This is a genomic window from Arthrobacter sp. NPDC097144 (genome assembly GCF_044762205.1).
In the GTDB taxonomy this organism is placed as follows: Bacteria; Actinomycetota; Actinomycetes; order Actinomycetales; family Micrococcaceae; genus Arthrobacter_B.
On the sequence record NZ_JBIWDW010000004.1, the window covers coordinates 56001 to 76154 of the forward strand.

The 20154-nt window shown below is 64.9% G+C and carries 16 protein-coding genes and 3 tRNA genes; 14 read left to right on the top strand and 5 right to left on the bottom strand.

The features are described from left to right. Window positions 1-84 precede the first annotated feature (84 nt). From ACIQXM_RS10145 to ACIQXM_RS10170, 6 genes are all read left to right on the top strand, one after another. Entirely contained in the window at window positions 85-441 is a 357-nt protein-coding gene (locus ACIQXM_RS10145; protein ID WP_400931056.1) for a hypothetical protein, read from the top strand. A gap of 137 nt (window positions 442-578) precedes the next feature. Beyond that, window positions 579-660: transfer RNA gene (locus tag ACIQXM_RS10150), tRNA-Tyr, on the top strand. Between the two features lie 131 nt (window positions 661-791). Next, the gene (gene trxA, locus ACIQXM_RS10155; RefSeq protein ID WP_400931058.1) at window positions 792-1190 is read left to right on the top strand and encodes a thioredoxin; all 399 of its coding nucleotides are present in this window, start codon (window positions 792-794) and stop codon (window positions 1188-1190) included. A gap of 240 nt (window positions 1191-1430) precedes the next feature. Further along, window positions 1431-2648: a formaldehyde dehydrogenase, glutathione-independent gene (gene fdhA, locus ACIQXM_RS10160; RefSeq protein WP_400931060.1), complete on the top strand. Its 1218-nt coding sequence runs from the start codon at window positions 1431-1433 to the stop codon at window positions 2646-2648. Between the two features lie 322 nt (window positions 2649-2970). Next, window positions 2971-4572, top strand: coding sequence for an ammonium transporter (gene amt, locus ACIQXM_RS10165; protein ID WP_400931062.1), 1602 nt, complete (start codon window positions 2971-2973; stop codon window positions 4570-4572). A gap of 107 nt (window positions 4573-4679) precedes the next feature. Further along, window positions 4680-6335, top strand: a complete 1656-nt coding sequence (locus ACIQXM_RS10170) for an AMP-binding protein (RefSeq protein WP_400931064.1) — start codon at window positions 4680-4682, stop codon at window positions 6333-6335. Here the strand turns inward: ACIQXM_RS10170 and ACIQXM_RS10175 are convergent. Next, a complete protein-coding gene (locus ACIQXM_RS10175) occupies window positions 6332-7315 on the bottom strand; it encodes a DNA-3-methyladenine glycosylase family protein (RefSeq protein WP_400931066.1) in 984 nt (327 codons plus the stop codon). The genes ACIQXM_RS10170 and ACIQXM_RS10175 overlap by 4 nt on opposite strands. A gap of 125 nt (window positions 7316-7440) precedes the next feature. Here ACIQXM_RS10175 and ACIQXM_RS10180 point away from each other — a divergent pair, with 125 nt between their 5' ends. Both ACIQXM_RS10180 and ACIQXM_RS10185 read left to right on the top strand, forming a co-directional pair. Then, complete coding sequence (locus ACIQXM_RS10180) at window positions 7441-8820, top strand: cystathionine beta-synthase (protein WP_400931068.1); 1380 nt, start codon at window positions 7441-7443, stop codon at window positions 8818-8820. 30 nt (window positions 8821-8850) lie between these two features. Then, complete coding sequence (locus ACIQXM_RS10185; protein ID WP_400931070.1) at window positions 8851-9999, top strand: cystathionine gamma-synthase; 1149 nt, start codon at window positions 8851-8853, stop codon at window positions 9997-9999. A 21-nt stretch (window positions 10000-10020) separates the two neighbouring features. Here the strand turns inward: ACIQXM_RS10185 and ACIQXM_RS10190 are convergent, their stop codons facing one another. Together ACIQXM_RS10190 and ACIQXM_RS10195 are read right to left on the bottom strand one after the other, a co-directional pair. After that, complete coding sequence (locus ACIQXM_RS10190) at window positions 10021-10458, bottom strand: hypothetical protein (protein ID WP_400931072.1); 438 nt, start codon at window positions 10456-10458, stop codon at window positions 10021-10023. Beyond that, window positions 10455-11636, bottom strand: coding sequence for an amidohydrolase (locus tag ACIQXM_RS10195; protein WP_400931074.1), 1182 nt, complete (start codon window positions 11634-11636; stop codon window positions 10455-10457). Before ACIQXM_RS10195 ends, ACIQXM_RS10190 begins: the two co-directional genes overlap by 4 nt. Window positions 11637-11763: 127 nt before the next feature. Here ACIQXM_RS10195 and ACIQXM_RS10200 point away from each other — a divergent pair, with 127 nt between their 5' ends. Continuing rightward, window positions 11764-13062, top strand: coding sequence for a glycosyltransferase 87 family protein (locus ACIQXM_RS10200; protein WP_400931076.1), 1299 nt, complete (start codon window positions 11764-11766; stop codon window positions 13060-13062). 158 nt (window positions 13063-13220) lie between these two features. Here the strand turns inward: ACIQXM_RS10200 and ACIQXM_RS10205 are convergent, their stop codons facing one another. Then, entirely contained in the window at window positions 13221-14153 is a 933-nt protein-coding gene (locus ACIQXM_RS10205) for an endonuclease domain-containing protein (RefSeq protein ID WP_400931078.1), read from the bottom strand. A 314-nt stretch (window positions 14154-14467) separates the two neighbouring features. Between ACIQXM_RS10205 and ACIQXM_RS10210 the strand changes: the two genes are divergently transcribed. Continuing rightward, window positions 14468-15148 (top strand): MOSC domain-containing protein, encoded by a 681-nt coding sequence (locus tag ACIQXM_RS10210; RefSeq protein ID WP_400931080.1) that lies wholly within the window; start codon window positions 14468-14470, stop codon window positions 15146-15148. Window positions 15149-15489: 341 nt separating this feature from the next. Beyond that, window positions 15490-17391, top strand: a complete 1902-nt coding sequence (locus ACIQXM_RS10215; RefSeq protein WP_400931082.1) for a DEAD/DEAH box helicase — start codon at window positions 15490-15492, stop codon at window positions 17389-17391. Between the two features lie 150 nt (window positions 17392-17541). Here the strand turns inward: ACIQXM_RS10215 and ACIQXM_RS10220 are convergent, their stop codons facing one another. Then, window positions 17542-18936, bottom strand: coding sequence for a GAF domain-containing serine/threonine-protein kinase (locus ACIQXM_RS10220; RefSeq protein WP_400931084.1), 1395 nt, complete (start codon window positions 18934-18936; stop codon window positions 17542-17544). Between the two features lie 199 nt (window positions 18937-19135). Here ACIQXM_RS10220 and ACIQXM_RS10225 point away from each other — a divergent pair. The 3 genes from ACIQXM_RS10225 (at window position 19136) to ACIQXM_RS10235 (ending at window position 20136) form a co-directional block, all read left to right on the top strand. Continuing rightward, a tRNA-Thr gene (locus ACIQXM_RS10225) sits at window positions 19136-19207 on the top strand. 79 nt (window positions 19208-19286) lie between these two features. Beyond that, window positions 19287-19363 (top strand) — tRNA-Met (locus ACIQXM_RS10230). Window positions 19364-19569: 206 nt separating this feature from the next. Then, window positions 19570-20136, top strand: coding sequence for a type 1 glutamine amidotransferase domain-containing protein (locus tag ACIQXM_RS10235; RefSeq protein ID WP_400931086.1), 567 nt, complete (start codon window positions 19570-19572; stop codon window positions 20134-20136). Window positions 20137-20154 lie beyond the last annotated feature (18 nt).

The window sequence follows — 20154 nt, forward strand, 5'->3', positions numbered from 1 at the left end:
GCTCCGGACATCCGTGGCAGCCCTCACAGGTTGCACTCAGGCTTTCCCGGGAGTTGTCCCATCTTGGCGGGCAACAGTATGGGGGTGACTGACACCGCAAACGTCCCCGCCGAATCAGGCCGCCGCCGCACCCAGCTGAGCAAGCTGCGCACCGCCGCAGCGGGGTCGGTTCTGGCGGCCGTCTCCATCACCGGCGTCGGCGTTGCTGCAGCTCCTGCCGGAGCGGCCGAGCTGCGGTCGTTCCTGGCACCGCTGGAGGGTTTCGACGACGCCGCACCGGACACCGGCAGGGCAGAGGATGCCGCCGGATCCGCCGCAGCGAAACGCCTTTCCGGAATCCGCGAGGACCTGGCCAACGCTGTTGCCTGGGGATCGGTAACGCAGCAGCAGGCCGATTCGTTCTACGCGCAGATGCAGTCCAGGATCTCCCGAGGGCTCTAACCGGAGGTGGGTGTTGAGGGCCCGCAGATGAGGTGTTTGGATCTCGATTCGTATCTTGGGCAAAAGTTCTGTAAAGTTATTTGAGCCGCAGTCGCTTGCGGCAGTCTTCCGCGAAGAGGTTGATCGCGAAGATGTTCGGCAGATTACCCGAGCGGCCAAAGGGGGCTGACTGTAAATCAGCTGGCAACGCCTTCACTGGTTCGAATCCAGTATCTGCCACCGAACGGGAAGAACCCGCTCCACCAGGAAACTGGTCGGGGCGGGTTTTTTCTTGCCCGCGCCGGGTAGGCGCCTTCACCGTTGAGCGAACAGCTAGAGACATCTCCGGGCACGGCCGATAGCGTTGGAGGATGGCAACTATCGACATCACCGAGGCAACGTTCCCCGAGACCATTGAGGAAAACGACATTGTGTTCGTGGACTTCTGGGCGGACTGGTGCGGCCCCTGCAAGCAGTTCGCGCCGGTTTACGACGCCGTTTCCCAGAAGCATGACGACATCACCTTCGCGAAGGTGGACACCGAGAAGGAGCAGGGGCTGGCAGCGGCTGCCGGCATCACCTCCATCCCCACGCTGATGGCTTTCCGCGAGAAGGTCCTCGTCTTCTCCCAGCCCGGCGCACTGAACGCCTCCCAGTTCAGCGAACTGGTGGACGCGGTCAAGGGACTGGACATGAAGGCCGTCCACGAGCAGATTGCCGCTTCCGAGAGCGGTCAGGCAGCCGCCGGTTCCGACGGCCAGGCCAACTAGCAGTACCCGGCACGGCCACAACGGCCCTGTCCGTACGACGGCGGCAGCCCGTCCGGCCGCGGAGGTTCCCCTGGGAGCCTCCGCGGTTTTTTATTGCCTCTGCGCCACTCTGTTCCCGCACCCCTGGGAGTTGTAGGCTCGGGTGCACCCTGAGCGGAGCCGCTTGGTCCGGTGTACCTTGCCGGCATCCGAGGCTGCCGCGGGGTCCATATCAACGACGATAGGACGAGGCCAAGACCCATGAGCGGAAACCGCGGAGTAGCCTACATCGAACCCGGTGTCGTGGAAGTGCAGGACATCGACTACCCAACATTTGAACTCCGGGACGGTCCCGGAGTAAATCCCGCCAATGTGGGACGCAAGGTGCCGCACGGCGCGATCCTGAAGGTGGTGACCTCCAACATCTGCGGATCGGACCAGCACATGGTCCGCGGACGCACCACTGCACCACCCAATCTGATCCTGGGGCACGAAATCACCGGCGAGATCGTGGAAACCGGACCGGACGTGGAATTCCACTCTGTGGGAGACCTGGTATCGGTTCCGTTCAACATTTCCTGCGGGCGCTGCAAGAACTGCAAGGAACGTAAGACCGGAATTTGCCTGAACGTGAATCCGGACCGTCCCGGCAGTGCCTACGGATATGTGGACATGGGCGGCTGGGTGGGCGGGCAGTCCGAGTACGTGCTCGTTCCGTATGCGGACTGGAACCTCCTGCGGTTCCCGGACAAGGACCAGGCCATGGAGAAGATCCTGGACCTGACCATGCTCTCGGACATCTTCCCCACCGGATACCACGGTGCTGTCACCGCCGGGGTGGGGGTGGGCTCCACCGTCTACATTGCCGGAGCAGGGCCCGTGGGGCTGGCCGCGGCTGCCGGAGCGCAGCTGCTGGGCGCCGCCGTCGTCATCGTCGGTGACCTCAACAAGGAGCGCCTGGCACAGGCGCGCAGTTTCGGCTGCGAGACAGTGGACGTCTCCCTCGGGGATCCAAAGGACCAGATCGAACAGCTCCTGGGTGTTCCCGAAGTGGACTGCGCCGTGGACGCTGTCGGGTTCGAGGCGCGCGGACACGGCCACGGCTCGGCCACGGAAGCCCCGGCCACGGTGCTGAACTCCCTGATGAACATCACTGCTGCCGGCGGCGCACTCGGCATTCCGGGGCTCTATGTGACGGGCGATCCCGGCGGGGTGGATGAAGCGGCGCAGAAGGGGTCGCTGAGCCTTGACCTGGGGACCGGCTGGGCAAAATCGCTTTCCTTCACCACCGGGCAGTGTCCGGTGATGAAGTACAACCGGGAGCTGATGATGGCCATCCTGCATGACAAGGTGCAGATCGCCAAGGCCGTGAATGCCACGGCGATCAGCCTGGACCAGGCACCGGAGGCCTACCGGGAGTTCGATTCCGGGGTGGCCCGCAAGTATGTGATCGATCCGCACGGGATGGTGCGCGCCTAACCGCTCAGTACCGCGGGTTTGGCGGCGCCTGCTGCCGGAGAAACGCAAAGGGCCGAAGCCGGAACGGTTTCGGCCCTTTGCGTGCGCCCAGTGCGCAGTTGCCTTCTCCTGGCTTTGTCCACGGAAGTAAGCTCAATGCGCCGGGTCCAGCTGTGCCAGCGGCCCCGGTGCACTCACTCACCTGATGCAGAGCCGGAAACGGGGATGTCATGTCCATTTGCAAGCCCGCCGCTCCACCCCTTCACAATGACCGAGCAGTTCACCGCTGTGCCCGCACCGTCAGCACCGGTAGCGGAGCCGTATTTCACCGGGACGGCCGGCCGTGAACGGCGCGGATACCGCCTGGGTCCTCATATGCGCGGGACTTGTCCTGTTCATGACCCCCGGGCTGGCGCTCTTCTACGGGGGCATGGTTCCGGTCCGCAACGTCCTGACCATGATGATGCAGAACATTATTCCGCTGGGCATCATCACCATCACCTGGGTTCTCGTGGGTTACACGCTGGCGTTCAGCAACCAGGGGAACTCACTGGTGGGGGAGTTTGACGCGTTCGCCCTGATCGACGTCGACACCCCCCAGTTCCACACCGTGGCCGCAGGAATCACCATCCCCACGCTTGCTTTTGTGGCCTACCAGATGATGTTCGCCATCATCACGCCGGCGCTGCTGACAGGTGCGACGGCGGGACGGCTGAAGTTCGCGGGCTGGACTGTTTTCCTGGCCGCCTGGTCCATCATCGTCTACCCCCAGGTGGCGCGCTGGCTGTGGAACCCCAAGGGATGGCTGACGCAGCTGGGCGCGCAGGACTGGGCCGGCGGAATGGTGGTGCATGCATCTGCCGGTGCCGCTGCCATCGCCGTGCTGCTGGTCGTGGGCCGCAGGCGGGGCTGGCCGAATCCCAAGACCTCTCCCAACAACTTGCCGGTCATGCTTGTTGGCGCAGGAATCCTGTGGTTCGGCTGGTTCGGGTTCAACGCCGGTGACGGACTGCAGGCCAATGACATCGCGGCCCAGGCCCTGATCAACACGCATGTTGCCGGCGGCGCCGCCATGCTGACCTGGCTGCTCGTGGAACGCCTGAGCAGCGGCCACTCGACCCTGGTGGGGGCAGTGTCCGGAGCGGTTGCCGGCCTGGCCACCATTACTCCGTGCGCGGGTTATGTGGGTACCGGGGCAGCACTCCTGATCGGGATGATTGCCGGCTGCGTGTGCTGCTTCGCTGTGCGGCTCAAGCACGTACTGCACTATGACGACGCGCTCGATGTCATTGCCGTCCATTTCCTTGGCGGTGTTCTGGGTTCGTTGCTGCTGGGCTTTTTTGCGGACAGCTCAATCAACTCGGTCAGCGAGGACGGCGTCTTCTCCGGCGGCGGCGGTCTGCTGCTCTGGCACCAGATTGTGGCCGTTGTCTGCGTGGTGCTGTTTTCCTTCGTCCTGAGCTGGATTATCGCCGTGATTATCGACCGCACCATGGGGCTGCGCGAGCCCGGTCCGGAACAGGAGGACTTGGACCGTATCCAGCAGGGTGCTTCCGGCTATGCGCTCAGTGGCATAACGTCCCGGCCCACCACCAGCGGACGGGGCGCGGAAACCGGCCTGCCCGCGGGCACCGGGACCGACGGCCTGCCCAATCCGCCGATCCATCTGATCAGTGCGGCAGTGGACACGGACCGCATCGACGGACTGCGGGATGCGTTGCTGCTCGCCGGCGCCAGATCCATGGAACTGGCCGATGCCGCCGTCTACTCCGGCAAGGTCCGCACGGAGAACTTCCGCGGCGACCAGCGGAAGATGGACTTCGAGGACCGCCTGCGGGTTCAGGTCGCCGTGGACGATGAGCACGAAGAGTCCGTGACGGCAGTGCTCAAACGGTTCGGTGCCGATTCAGCAAGCATGTACCGGGTGGCCATCACGCCGTACTAAACACCGGTTCCCTACTTAATTCTCCGCGGCGGCGGGGCTATTTGCTCACACGGCAACTCTTGGTAGCGTTCGGGGCATTGAATGCCCCGCAGCCAAAGGAGCCTGCCTTGACCTCATATGCCTCGTCGCCCTCCCCGGTGCCCCTGCTGCTGGAAACCATAGGAGCGAACCTGGACCAGGTTGCTCTGCGTTATCCGGACTCCCGGGCAGTGATTGATGTCCCGTCCGGGCGGACCTGGACCTATGCGGAGTTCAACAGCGACGTCAATGATCTTGCTGCCGGCCTCATCGCGCGAGGAATCCGCGCCGGAGACCGGGTGGGTATCTGGGCACCCAACTGCCCGGAATGGACCCTCATCCAATACGCCACCGCAAAAGCAGGCGCCGTCCTCGTCAATGTGAATCCTGCGTACCGCCAGAGCGAGCTGGATTTCGTGGTGAAGCAAAGCGGCATGCGGATGCTGTTCACCGCGCCCAGCGATCCCCGGAACGATTACGAAGCCATGGCCACCAGGGCACTGACCGTTGCCGAATCCCTGACCGAGCTGGTGGTCCTCACCGGGCAGGCTGGTGACGGTTTCGGTGCACTGGCTGACGACGGGCGCCGTGCCGGAGGCGGACCGCTGACGGAACGGATGGCCGGACTTCACCCCCAGGACCCGATCAACATCCAGTACACTTCCGGGACCACAGGCTTCCCCAAGGGCGCCACGCTCACGCACTCCAACATCCTGAACAACGGGTACTTCATCGGCGAACTGCTTGGCTACACGGAAGCGGACCGCGTGGTGCTTCCGGTCCCCTTCTACCACTGCTTCGGCATGGTGATCGGAAACCTTGCGGCTCTCTCCCACGGCGCCGCCACGGTCGTTCCGTCCCGGACCTTCAACGCGGCTGCCGCGCTTGAAGCGGTACAGGCTGTTCAGGCCACCTCCCTGTACGGGGTTCCCACCATGTTCATTGCCGAGCTGGCCCTGGACAATTTCGCCGACTATGACCTCTCCTCGCTTCGCACCGGCGTCATGGCAGGCTCACCCTGTCCGGAGGAGATCATGAAACGGGTCATCCGGGACATGAACATGTCCGAGGTGGCCATTTGCTACGGCATGACGGAAACCTCTCCCGTGTCCACCATGACCCGCCGCGGAGATTCACTGGAGCGGCAGACACGAACCGTGGGACGCACCATGCCGCATCTGGAGACCCAAGTGGTGGATCCGGGCACCGGCGAACAGGTTCCTTTGGGGACGATCGGCGAGTTGTGCACCCGCGGATACAGCGTGATGTCCGGGTACTGGAATGAACCGGAGAAAACCGCCGAAGCAGTCGACGCCGAGGGCTGGATGCACACCGGTGACCTGGCCCGGATGGATGAGGACGGTTACGTCAGCATTGAAGGCCGGATTAAGGACATGGTGATCCGCGGCGGTGAGAACATTTATCCGCGTGAGATAGAGGAGTTCCTCTACTCCCATCCGTCCATTCAGGATGTGCAGGTGATCGGTGTGCCGGATGAGCGCTACGGGGAGGAGCTGATGGCCTGCATCATTGTCGTTCCCGGGGCTCCGGAACCCGACGCCGCCGCCATTGCGGAGTTTTGCCGCGGACGTTTGGCGCACTACAAAATCCCGCGGTACGTGCAGGTTCGCGGCAGTTTCCCCATGACGGTGTCGGGAAAAATCCGCAAAGTGCAGATGCGGGCGGAAGCAACGGAACAACTGGGAGCGGGCTCGCCGGATGCGCCGGCTTCGGCCCGGCCCTAACGGTTGCGGTGGTCCTCCGGGGTTAGCCGCGGGCCGTAGGTCTGCTTGCGGAAACCGCTGAGGACCAGCAGCCGCACCACCCGCTGCCGATGCCCGCGCCAAGGTTCGAGCAGCGCCAGCATCCCGGCGTCGTCCGTCCTGCGCCCGGTCAGCGCGTCACCCACATACGCGGCCAGATGGAAGTCGCCCACGGACACCGAATCCGGTGCTCCATGGGTGCGCTGGGTGATTTCCGCAGCGCTCCACGGACCGATTCCGGGCACCGAGCACAAGCGGGCCGTCAGGTCCTCACCGAGCGGAACGCCCGCCAGACGTTCCAAACCGGAGGCGACGGCGCAGGCCCGCAGGATGGTTCGGGAGCGGTGCAGATCCACCCCGGCGCGGTGCCACTCCCAGCTCGGGACACGGCGCCAGGCCGACGCAGCGGGCGGAACCTTGAGCCCGGCCGGTGCCGGTCCCGGCGCATCGGCGCCGTACCGGGACAGCAGATACCGCCACGAATAATAGGCCTCCATGGCCGTGACCTTCTGTTCCAGGATGACGGGAACAATGCTGTCCAGCATCCGGCCGGTCGCGGGAAGCCGCAGTCCGGGGTTCCGGCGTCGGGTCTGCGCTACCGCGGCGGGGAGGGTGGCAGTGAAATCCGGGTCATCGAAGGAGGTCCAGTCGTCGGTTTCCCCGAGCAGGGCGGGAACACCTGCCAGCGCTGCCTCCGCGCCGGGCCCCCAGGCACGGGCCAGTACACGGGCCCCCGGTGCGGGGGCGGGCTGTTCGGTGAGGGCAAGGGTGGCGTCGCCTTCCGGCGTCGAGAACGCCAGCCACACAACACCGGGACCGATCCGTACCGCTGGATCCTTCCGCCCGTGGGCGAGGATGCCCAGTGACTGGGCTAAACGGAACGGCCGGTTCGATTCCCACAGCAGGGAAAGGGACGCGGCTCCGGGTCCGGAAGCAGCGGACACCGGTACAGACAGGGACATAACTCCATCGTCGCACGCACCTCCGACAGCCTTCCCCCGGGAGCGGGAACAGCCGGTGTGGCTTTTGCTACGCTGCGTTCCGGGGAAAGCTGGACCGTTCGGGGTGAACAAGTAACGTGTTGCACATGAAGTATGCCAACACAGTCCTGGACCTAATCGGCAAGACCCCGCTGGTGAAGCTGCACCACGTCACGGAGGGCATTGCGGCCACCGTGCTGGTGAAACTGGAATACCTGAACCCGGGCGGATCCATCAAGGACCGCATCGCGGTCCGGATGATCGAGACCGCGGAACGGGAGGGCAAACTCAAGCCCGGCGGAACCATCATTGAGCCCACCAGCGGCAACACCGGCGTCGGCCTGGCCCTGGTGGCCCAGCAGAAGGGCTACCGCTGCATCTTCGTCACCCCGGACAAGGTGGGAGTGGAAAAGCGCAACGTGCTGCGCGCCTACGGTGCGGAAGTAGTGGTCACGCCCACCGCCGTCGCGCCCGAAAGTCCGGACTCCTACTACGGGGTTTCCGACCGTCTGGTGCGTGAAATTCCCGGTGCCTACAAGCCGGACCAGTTCTCCAACCCGTCGGCCCCGGTGAGCCACTATGAGTCCACCGGCCCGGAAATCTGGGATGACACGGACGGCACGCTGACCCACTTCGTGGCAGGAGCCGGCACCGGCGGCACCATCACGGGCACCGGCCGCTACCTCAAGGATGTGTCAGCGGACCGCCCCTCCGGTCCCGTGCGGATCATCGCAGCTGACCCGGAGGGTTCGGTCTACTCCGGCGGCACCGGGCGTCCCTACTTCGTGGAGGGCGTTGGCGAGGATATGTGGCCTGGCAACTATGACCCTGCCGTTCCGGACGAGGTCATTGCCGTGAACGACGCCGAATCATTTGCCATGACCCGCCGGCTCGCCCGGGAGGAAGGACTGCTGGTGGGCGGCTCCTCGGGGATGGCGGTGGTTGCGGCGCTGCGCGCGGCACGCGGGCTGGGCCCGGACGACGTCGTGGTGGTGGTGCTGCCGGACAGCGGCCGCGGCTATATGGGCAAAATCTTCAACGATGAGTGGATGCGCTCCTACGGTTTCCTGCAGGGGACCGAGCAGGAGTCTGCCGTGCAGGATGTCCTGGCCACCAAGGACGGATCGCTCCCGGATTTGGTGCACACGCATCCGAATGAAACCGTCCTGGATGCCATCAATATCCTGACCGAATACGGGGTCTCCTGCATCCCCGTCCTCTCCCAGGAACCGCCGGTGCGGATCGGCGAGGTTCTCGGATCAGTCGACGAGCGCTCGCTGACGGAGAAGCTGTTCCGCGGCGAAGCCAAGCCCACGGACAGCATCAGTGAACACATGGGACCGCAGCTGCCGCTGATCGGCGCCGGGGATTCGGTGAAGGCCGCCAGGGAGCGGCTGCGGGAGCACGACGCCGTCATGGTCACCTCCGAGGGGGCGCCGGTGGGAATACTCACGCGGCATGACCTGCTGTCCTACATGAGCGTCTAAGCAAACAGCCAGTTGAGCAAGGAGCAAACCATGAGTGAAGGCTTTAACACCCGCGCCATCCATGCGGGCCAAACCCCTGATCCCACCACCGGTGCGGTAATTCCGCCCCTGTACCAGAGCACTACCTACGCCCAGGACGGCATTGGCGGACTGCGCAACGGATATGAATACGGACGGGGCACCAACCCCACCCGCGATGCCCTGCAGGACCAGCTTGCCGCGCTGGAAGGGGGCGCCCACGCGTATTCGTTCAGCTCCGGGCTGGCCGCGGAAGATGCGCTCATCCGTGCGCTGCTGGCGCCGGGGGACCATATTGTCCTGGGCAACGATGCGTACGGCGGAACGTACCGGCTGATCAACAAGGTCCTCTCCGCCTGGGGCATCACCAACGCCGCCGTGGACATGTCCGACGCCGGTGCCCTCACCGCAGCCATCGCCGCCGGCAACACCAAGATGGTGTGGCTGGAAACGCCGTCGAACCCGATGATGAAGATCTCCGACATCGCCGCCGTCGCCCAGGCCGCGCACGACGCCGGAGCCTGGCTGGTGGTGGACAACACCTTCGCGTCGCCGTATCTGCAGCAGCCGCTGGCCTTCGGCGCGGATATCGTGGTGCACTCCACCACCAAGTACATTGGCGGGCACTCGGACGCGGTGGGCGGAGCGGTCATCCTGAACGACGACGCCGCCGCCGAGAAGATCGGCTTCATCCAGTTCGCGGTGGGCGCAGTGTCTGCACCAATGGAAGCATGGCTGACCACGCGCGGGCTGAAGACCCTGGGCGTGCGCATGGACCGGCACTCTTCCAACGCTCTGGCCGTTGCCACCTGGCTGCAGGACCAGCCGGCCGTGGAAAACGTGCTCTACCCGGGGCTGGAAAACCACCCCGGCCATGCCCTGGCCAAGGCCCAGATGAAGGACTTCGGGGGAATGGTCTCGGTCACTTTTAAGGGCGGAGAAGCTGCCGCGCGGAAGGTGGCGGAATCAACGAAGGTATTCACCCTGGCCGAGTCCCTGGGCGGGGTCGAATCCCTGATGAACTACCCGTCAGAGATGACTCACGCCTCCGTCAAGGGCACCGAGCTGGCGGTTCCGGAGAACCTGCTCCGGCTTTCGGTCGGGATCGAGGACGTCGAGGACCTCATCGCTGACCTCGAGCAGGCGCTGGGACGGCTCTAACCGGGAACCGTGATCCGGGGGCTACCGCCGGCCGAAGAAGCGCCGCCGGGCCTTCGGATCACGTTCCTGGAAGAACCTGCTGCTCTGCGGAAGCCAGAGAATCAGCACACACAGCAGCAGCAGGGCCGCCAGGGCAATCAGGGCCGGGCCGCGGAACAGCAGCGGCACCCCCACGATCAGGCCCACGGTGGTGAGTGTTTCGCGTGCGCTGCGCTTGCCGGTCCGCAGCCGCAGGACGGTGAACACGATCAGCAGTGCCACCGCCAGCACCACGCAGCCCAGCCCGGTCAGTGCGGCGGTGTCCCGGTGCTGGGTGTGGGCAGAGACGATGAAGGAAACTCCGGCTGCACCCACCAGGAATGCCGCGGCCAGCCAGGCAGCTGAAGCAGCACGGATGATCGAGGGCAGGGGAGTGCGCGGGCTGCGCGGCGCCGGCGGGCGGATGGCGGCTCGGATCACTGGCGGCCGGCCACCACGGGCGTCCGGGTCTCCGTGTCATAGCGGTAGACTTCACGGCCGCCGATCCACACCTTCAGGGCCCGCTGCATCACGTCCAGCGGGTCTCCGCTCCACAGGACGATGTCGGCGTCCTTGCCAGGTTCCAGTGAACCGATACGGTCCGCCAGACCCAGGACCTTGGCCGGATTGATGGTCACCGCGCGCAGCGCCGTCTCCGGGTCCAGTCCTTCCTTGACGGCCAGGGCCGCCTGGTAAATCAGGAAGTTGATGGGAACCACCGGGTGGTCGGTGATGATGGAGATTTCCACGCCCGCGTCCGCCAGCTTTCCGGGGTTTTCCATGCTCCGCTGGCGCAGCTCCACCTTGGACCGGGTGGTGAACAGCGGGCCGATCAGCACCGGCACGCCGCGCTCGGCCAGCACATCGGCCAGCAGATGCGCCTCCGTGCCGTGGTCCAGGACCAGGTCATAGCCGAACTCGTCGGCCAGCCGCAGGGCCGTGCCTATGTCGTCCGCCCGGTGGGCGTGCTGGCGCCACGGAATTTCCCGGCGCAGCACCATGGCGAGCGCCTCAAGCTGGGGGTCGCGGTCGTCGTCGTCGTTCTTGCCCATGTGGTTCTGCGCATCCATGAACGCCTTGCGGATGACGAGCGCTGTGCCCAGGCGGGTGGAGGGTGTTTGCTTCTTGTCGCTGTAGACCCGCTTGGGGTTCTCGCCGAGGGCGGACTTCAGTCCGCTGGGGGAGCGGAGGACCATTTCCTCCACATACCGGCCGTGCGTGTGCAGGGCGACGGCGAGGCCGCCGATCGGGTTGCCGGAGCCGGGGTTAATGTTCACCGCGGTGACTCCGCCGGTCAGCGCGTCATCAAAACCGAGGTCATGCGGGTTCACGCCGTCAATGGCGCGGACACCGGCCATGACCGGATCCGTCATTTCGTTGGTGTCGTTTCCGGCCCAGCCTTCGCCCTCTTCATGCACGCCGAGGTGGGTGTGTGCGTCCACCAGGCCCGGCAGGAGCCACTGGCCGCCGGCATCGAGCACTTCCGCGCCCCCGGGAACCTGCACGTCCGGACCCAGCTCCCGGATTTTTCCTTCAGCCAGCACCACGGTGCCGGTGAACGGAGGGGCTGTGACGGGAACAACGCGTGCATTGATGATGGCCAGAACCGGTGCGGACATGAGCAACCTTCCAAGGGCGGATTGAGTGCGCCCAGCCTATCCTGCGCCCGGGAAAGTCCGTGGAGGCGCGGCCCGCCGGTAGACTTGCGAACGTAATATCTAGGCTGGCTGTAGTGCAGGGAGAATCATGGGCCTGAAGACCCGATCCGGAACGGCCCGGCTGGCGGTGACGCTGGCAGCTCTCCTCGCAGCAGTTGCCCTGGCCGTGGCCGCCTTTGTGATTTCCCCGCGGCACGGACTCGATTTCAGTGTCTACCTGACCGGCGGGCAGAGCGTGCTCGACGCCGGCGGCGCGCTGTACACCAAGGAACTGCAGTACCGCGAAGGCAGCAGCCTGCTCTTCACCTATCCGCCGTTCTCCGCTCTGGTGTTCGCTGTTTTGGCACCCTTCGGGCAAAGCATCGGGTTGAACATTTTCACCGGTATTTCGCTTCTGATTGCTGCAGCCACAGCTGTACTGGGAGTGCGTTACGCTTTCCGCCAGCCCAGCGTCCGGGCGGTCCTGCAGAACCACCGGCTGCGGCCGCTGGCCCTGGCCGCCATCGGTTTTGTGATTCTGCTCGGCCCGTGGCGGGAAACCCTGGCCTTCGGGCAGATCAATATCCTGCTGTTCGGGCTGATCATGGCGGACTTCCTGGTCAAGCGCGAAGGCTGGCCCGCCGGGCTGCTCACGGGTGTTGCCGCGGGCCTGAAGCTGACGCCGCTGGTCTTTGGCCTGTATTACCTGGCGCGCGGTGACTGGCGCGGTCTGCGCAACATGGCCTTTGGCTTCCTGGCCACCTTCGGGCTGGGTTTTTTGATCCTGCCGCGCGAATCCCGCACCTACTGGGCCGAGCTGCTGCCGGACACCTCCCGGATCGGCGGGGCGGGGTATGTGGACAACCTGGGCATCAAGGGCGCCATCCTGCACTTCACGGGCCCGGATTTCCCGGTGGACCTGCCCTGGCTGCTGCTGGCGCTGCTGACGGTGGCTGCTTCCACCATGATCATCCGGCTGGCCGGCAACCGCGGAGACCTGATGACCGCCCTGGCGGCAACGGCCCTGCTGATGCTCCTCATCTCCCCGGTGTCCTGGTCCCATCACTGGGTGTGGGTGGCCCTCTTCATTCCCGTGCTCTGGCGCAACATTGCGGATTACTCGCAGAAGGGCAGCGCAGTGCGGCGCTGGGGGATGGTTCTGCTGGTTTCCTCCTTTGTGGTCTTCCTGCTTTCTCCCAAGGCCATCGGCTGGCTGATGGGAGCACCCAACCTTGATTCCCAGGTGCCGACGGCGTGGCTGATGGCCTCCAGCATCGGCGTTTTCTGGGGTGTCGGACTGATGGTCTGGTGGCTGGTGGCGCTGTGGAAGAGCCGTCCGCAGCACTGGTGGACGCAGTCCGTGTCCGAGCAGATCCCCGCGCCCCGGGCGAACAAGGTCCAGTCCTAGCTGCACCGACCCCTCCGGCCCGTCGAGTGTCGCGAAAATGCCTCTGTCAGCGCGCCATTCGTGCATATTCTCGACAACCGATGTGTCTATCCGGCGGGATCTCGTCACTCGAGGAGAACCGCGAGTTCTCCGCAAACCGGTGACTGCCGGGGCAACCATCAGCGATGCCATCCGTTGTCCCGGAGGGCCCGGCGGGCCGGGGCAAGGACGGCCGCCTCGGGTTGGCGCAGCTGCAACCGGTTGACCTTGATTTGGCGCCACCCTGCCAGTGCGGTCAGCGCATCCCGTTCATTGTCCGAGGCCTGCTGCTCGGGCGTCAGATGATGCAATCCGTCATATTCGATGCAAACGCGGTACTCCGGGCTGCCTAAATCACTCCATACTGCCCGGTGGATTCGGGGCGATTCTATGCGGCAGTTGACCGTGAATTCCGGCAGGCCTCCGCGCAGCATCATTAGTCTGAGACGCGTTTCCGGTGGTGAATCCACTCCCACCCTCACGAGCGCCAGAGCTTCTTCGATCCGCCGCAGGAAGCGGGTGCCGTGAAGCGAAGCAACATAGGAATGCAGCTCCGCCAGGGGAATCTTGGGGATTCGCGGTGGACCGAAATCACGCCGGTGCGCGCTCACCATCCAGTCGGCAGCGGCAACTAAACTGTCCAGGTCCAAGCGGCCGGCTACATCGACCCAGGTCCGGGCAAAACCGGTTAGAGGTATCCCTGCGACGTCCTCGATTTCCGCCGGTGAAAGCCCTCGCCGATGCCCCTGGACTCCCTGCCGGACTATTGCCGCGCTTCCGGCAGGACGGGTGAAGTGCAGCAAGTCCTCGGCTTCCATCTGTGGAGGCAGCGGCATCCCGTACAGCTGCGCCGCGGTCACGTCGCTGACCACGGCGTCCGGCAGCAGAACAAGATGAGGGCGGATACGCTGAGCCAGCGATTGCTCCACGCCAACCGGCACCCGCACGCCACGGCTGACGGTTCTCAGGTCCCTGGCCCGGGTGCGTCCGCGGGAAACACCGCAGGCATCCGACTCCGGCAAGGCAAATGATCGCTGGGCCAGGGCAGAAGGAAGTTCAGATGCGGTGCGCACGCGTGGATCCTTTCAACACCGGTGCCGGCTGGTGTCGGACATCCTGTAGCAGTGGATTTGAGTTCCCGCGTGGAACAAAAGGCCGGCCTGTGCAGGGACTACGCCATCTCCTCAGCAGCAGGCCCGAGCCGAGTGTGGACATCACGCTGCTTCCGGCCATCGAGAGTAGGGATGGCGCCGCTTCGGGGCGTTCATTGCGGCATCGTCCCGACACTCGGCATCTCGGCCATTCGCCCGGCGGGCGGCCCGCAGCGCGGAAATGCTCCGTCGTGGAGGAGTGCCAATCGGGAAGCAGGCCTCGTAGGATGATCGGCATGACCCCGGGAACCCTGCTGGCCGTGTGCCGTGTCCATGAACTGCTGCCCACCACCGACAACACCGGCGTGACCGCGATCGACAAGCGCCCCGTCGCCGGCCCGGTGAAGGTGCACGGCCTCGGGTTGAGCGGGGACATCCAGGCCAGCCGCAAGCATCACGGCGGAGTGTCGAAGGCGGTGTACGCCTATTCGCAGGACGACGCCGATTACTGGGCAGAGGAACTGGGCACCGCCATCCGCCCCGGACTCTTCGGAGAAAACCTGCGCATCAGCGGCATGCCGGTGTCCGAGGCGGTGATCGGTGAGCGCTGGCAGATCGGGGACAGCACCGTCCTGGAGGTGACCTGTCCGCGCACTCCGTGCCGTAACTTCGCCGTGCGCATGAAGCAGCCGCGCTGGGTGCTCCGGTTCGCCCAGGCGGGCCGGACCGGAACCTACCTGCGGGTCATCCGCAACGGCAGCATCACTGCCGGGGATCCGGTCACCGTTATTGCCCGGCCCGAGCATGGAATCACCTCGGGAGACGTTTTCCGGGGGCTGACACCAGAACAGGCCGGCGTCCTCAGTGCTGCCGCAGCCGCCGGAAAGGTCAAGCCCTCGCCGGAAATCCTCAAGGTGCTCCGGACGCTGCAGGCACGGGAAACAGCCGGAGTTACCGCACCGGCACCGGTCCGGTAGGGCCCGATGCGGTGCCTCTGTGCCCAAGCTCACCGCGCGGTATGGACGGTCCGGCCCCTGCATGCCGTACACTTGAAACATCCCCCACTCCGGTATTCCCTTATTTTCCTGCGGTTTCTAACCGCAAGGTACGTTGTGTTGGGGCCCGCATTCTCGAATGCGGGCAGATTCATCTTTTGGGAGCGCCGGCAAAGAAATCGTCACACCGGCCACTGATCACAATCCAGTGAAATTGGTCTACAGCTGTGACGGAAAGTCCTGCCATGGGATTGCAATAGCGCCGGACTTACGTCCTGCGGCCGTTATGGCCGCACATCCCAATTGAATGAGGATTATTTCTTTTGCTTGACTCTGTAGAAAACACCGAAACCGCAGCAAACGCCGCTCCCGAGGCTGAAGAGAACCAGGTTCTCTTCACCGATCTCGGTCTTGATTCCCGCGTTCTGCAGGCCCTGGTTGATGTCGGATACGAAAAGCCGTCCCCCATCCAGGCAGCCACCATCCCCCTCTTGCTTGAAGGCCGCGACGTCGTCGGCCTGGCGCAGACCGGTACCGGCAAGACTGCCGCGTTCGCCGTTCCCGCCCTGTCCCTGATGGCGGCCCTGCCGGCCACCAAGGACACCCAGATCCTGGTGCTGGCACCGACCCGCGAACTGGCCCTGCAGTCCGCTGAAGCCTTCGCTTCCTACGCCAAGTACATGGACAACTTCACCGTCCTGCCCGTCTACGGCGGATCCGCTTACGGCCCCCAGCTGGCCGGCCTGCGCCGCGGTGCACAGGTTGTTGTCGGTACCCCCGGCCGCGTCATCGACCACATCTCCAAGGGCTCCCTGGACCTGTCCAACCTGCAGTACCTGGTTCTGGACGAGGCCGACGAAATGCTCCGCATGGGCTTCGCCGAAGACGTCGAGCAGATCCTGGCGACCACCCCCGCCGACAAGCAGGTGGCACTGTTCTCCGCCACGATGCCCGGCGCCATCCGCAAGATCGCCAAGAAGTACCTGAACAACCCGGCGGAAATCACGGTCAAGTCCAAGACCACCACCGGTGCGAACACCCGCCAGCGCTACGTGCAGGTCATGGGCCCGCACAAGCTGGACGCGATGACCCGCATCCTGGAAAGCGAAGACTACGACGGCGTCATCGCCTTCGTCCGCACCAAGATGGCTACCGAGGACCTGGCTGACAAGCTCAAGGCCCGCGGCTACCTCGCGGCAGCAATCAACGGTGACATCCCGCAGCAGCAGCGCGAGCGCACCGTCGAGGCCCTGCGCAGCGGCAAGATCGACATCCTGGTTGCCACCGACGTCGCCGCCCGCGGTCTTGACGTTGAGCGCATCAGCCACGTCATCAACTACGACATCCCGCATGACACGGAGTCCTACGTCCACCGCATCGGCCGCACCGGCCGTGCAGGACGCACCGGCGACGCCATCCTGTTCATGACCCCGCGCGAGAAGTACCTGCTGCGGGCCATCGAGAAGGCCACCCGTCAGCCGGTTGAGCACATGCAGCTTCCGAGCATCGACATTGTGAACAACAAGCGCCTGGCGAAGTTCTCCGAGCAGATCACCGAAACCCTGGCATCCGAGGATGTCTCGGTCTTCCGCGACCTGGTCACGACCTACCTGGCCGACCACGACGTCACCGCCGAGGAAGTTGCCGCAGCCCTGGCCGTTATGGCCCAGGGCGGCCGTCCGCTGCTGATGGAAGAAATTCCCCAGGCTCCGGCCCGCCAGCGCGAGCGCTCCGAAGGCCGCAATGACGGCAACGGCTCCCGCGGCCCGACACGCCCGCTGACCGAAGGCAATGCGACGTACCGCATCGCCGTCGGCCGCCGCCAGCGCGTCATGCCCGGCTCCATTGTTGGCGCCATCGCCAACGAAGGCGGACTCTCTTCGGCGCAGATCGGCGGCATTGACATCCGCGCCGACCACACGCTCGTCGAGCTCCCGGCTGACCTCAGCCAGGACCAGCTGCGCGCCCTGTCCCGCACCCGGATCGGCGGCGAGCTGATCCACCTCGAGCTGGACAACGGCCGCAAGCCGGCCCGCGAACGCGAAAGCGGCGGCTTCAATGACCGCGGCGACCGCGGCGGCTTCAAGAAGGATTTCAAGAAGCGCGACGGCGAGCGCAGCTTCGGTGACCGCAGCGGCAGCGACCGCGGCGGTTTCAAGAAGCGCGACGGCGACCGCGGCGGCTTCAAGCCGGCCGGCACCCGCGCACCGCGTTTCCGCGACTAATCACTGCATGAGCCGGTGCGGTGCCGAGAGGCGCCGCACTGACGCTGCGGATTGACGCACAAAAGAAGGGCACCTCTTCGGAGGTGCCCTTCTTTTCTCATTTATGCGCAGCGGTTCAGGGCCGCACAAGGCGCCCGGCCGGCGGCGCGGTTACGAAACGAGGGCGCGCTGGCCGTCCAGCCTCAGTTCAAGGTCATTCATGACGATGGCGGCCAGATCCTTCAGGGTCCGCACCTCACTTTCGGTGAACTCGCGCGGTTCCCGGTCCAGAATGCACAGGGTGCCCAGGTTGTAGCCGTCACGGCTTTGCAGCGGCACCCCGGCATAGAACTGCAGGCCGAACTCACCGGCCACCAGCGGATTGGCCAGCGTTCGCGGATCCACCCGTGCGTCGGAAACCACCCAGGCATCGTTCTGGAGGATTGCGGAGGCACACAGCCCCGGATCCCTGCCGATTTCTCCCACATCCGTTCCATGGGCGGACTTAAACCAGATGCGGTCCGTGTCCACCACGCTCACAATGGCCACCGGAACGGAGAACAGCCGTGCGGCCAGGGCCGTGATGCGGTCAAAGGCGCCGTCAGGAGGAGTGTCCAAGAGGTTGTAGCTGCGTACCGCTGCGAGCCGCTCAGCTTCATCAGCCGGAATCAGCGGCAGGCTCCTCCGGTGGCGGGAGCGCGGCGCAACAGCCAGTTCATACAGGGCGAGCGACGCCTCATGGGCGGATGGGCGGTCCTGCGGCTCCAAGGCCGTCATTGCACGCAGCAGGACCCGGAACCCTTCTTCCACGCTCTGAGGGATGGCAGGAGGGCGCAGGAGGCGTGCCACGGCACTTTCCAGGGCAGGCCCGGGGTAGGCGGAGACTCCGGTGAGGCACTGGAGCAGCACCAGGCCCAGGGAGTAAATGTCACTTTCAGGGCCCACGGCGTCGCCGCGGGCCTGTTCCGGGCTCATATAGGCCGCTGTGCCGGTGAAGGTTCCGCTCTGCGGCTGGGGATCCCGGGCGATCAGTGCCACGCCGAAGTCGGTGAGCTTGGCACGCAGCCGGGTGTCGTCGCCGCGATAGTCAAAAAGCATGATGTTGGCCGGTTTGACGTCCCGGTGCACAACGCCTTCGCCGTGCATGTAGTCGAGCCCCACGGCCAGGTCATAGCCCAACTGGGCCACGTTGCGGGGGTGCAGCGGACCGTCCTGCAGCCGGCGGCGCAGGTCCGGGCCTGAGACGAGTTCCATGACCAGATACACCTGGTGTTCTTCAGCACTGCCCGAGGTACGGTCCCCGGTGCGCAGATGGGTTCCGGCATCCAGCAGGGTGACCAGGCTGTGATGGTTCAGCCGCGCCAGGACTTTGGCCTCGACGTCGATCTGCTGCTGTTCCTCCGGAGTCGATGCTCCTGAACGGACCAGCTTGACTGCCACGTTCCGGTCCAGGAACTCGTCCCGGGCCCGGTGCACCGTGCCCATGGAACCGGCACCGATCATGTTCTCCAGACGGTATCGCCCGCCCAGCAGGGCACCGTCCGGGTACTGCGGTGAAACTGTCACCTATGCCTACTTTCTCGTACCATAAGCATACTGACAAGCAGGGGTCCGGCTTACCGTTTTTTGGTGTGCCGGGAGCCTCGAATAGGGCTCCGGGAGGGGGTCCCGGACACCCGGCAGGCAGTGGCGCGGATCACCTAATTGGTGCGGATTTTCGCCGATTTCACGTTCTCGAAAAGTGCTGGTAGAGTATTTACTCGTTGCCCCGATAGCTCAGTGGTAGAGCGCCATCTTGGTAAGATGGAGGTCCCGGGATCGATTCCCGGTCGGGGCTCTCAATGGGAGGGCCCGTGTTGCTAAGGCTGTTTGTTTTTGCAGAGGCCATTTAGGGACACGGGCTTCACTCATTTAGTGGCGGTGTAGCTCAGTTGGTTAGAGCGCACGACTCATAATCGTGAGGTCGGGAGATCGAGCCTCCCCACCGCTACCAGCAAAAACCCCCGGTTTATCCGGGGGTTTTTTGTTTGCCCAAACCCCGGCGGCAGCTGCCCGTCGCTGTGCGGCCGAATCAGCAGCCGAGCCCCTGGACTTTTAGTCAGGTTGCTTATTGTTGCCCTTCCTTCCTAGGGTGGAGACACCGAACCAAACGTTCCCGGGGCGGACCCCGCCCCAGGAACTCTGCGAAACGGAGGCAACATGTCTGATCATGATATTTCCGGCAAGAAGGTCGCTTTTCTCCTCACTGACGGTGTGGAGCAGATTGAGCTCACCAGCCCCTGGGAGGCCGTGAAAGCGGCCGGAGGCGTACCCACCCTGGTCTCGCCGTCCACTGGCACCATCCAGGGATTCGACGGTGTGGACAAGGGTGAAACGTTCACCGTTGACCTGGCCGTGGCGGACGCCAGCGCCGATGACTTCGACGCCCTAGTCCTGCCCGGCGGCGTAGTCAACGCGGACTTCCTGCGCGTGGACAAGGACGCACAGGCCTTCACCCGCGCGTTCTTCGAAGCGCACAAGCCCGTAGCCTCCATCTGCCACGGACCATGGCTGCTGATCGAGGCCGGCGTCGTCAAGGGCCGGGATGTGACCTCATACCACACGCTGGCCACGGACCTGAAGAACGCCGGAGCAAACTGGAGCGACGAGGAAGTGGTGGTGGACCAGGGCCTGGTCACCAGCCGCAACCCGGACGACCTGCCGGCGTTCAACGACAAGCTGCTGGAAGAAATCGCCGAGGGCGAGCACGAAGGGCAGCACGCCTAAGCACGTTCGGGACACGCG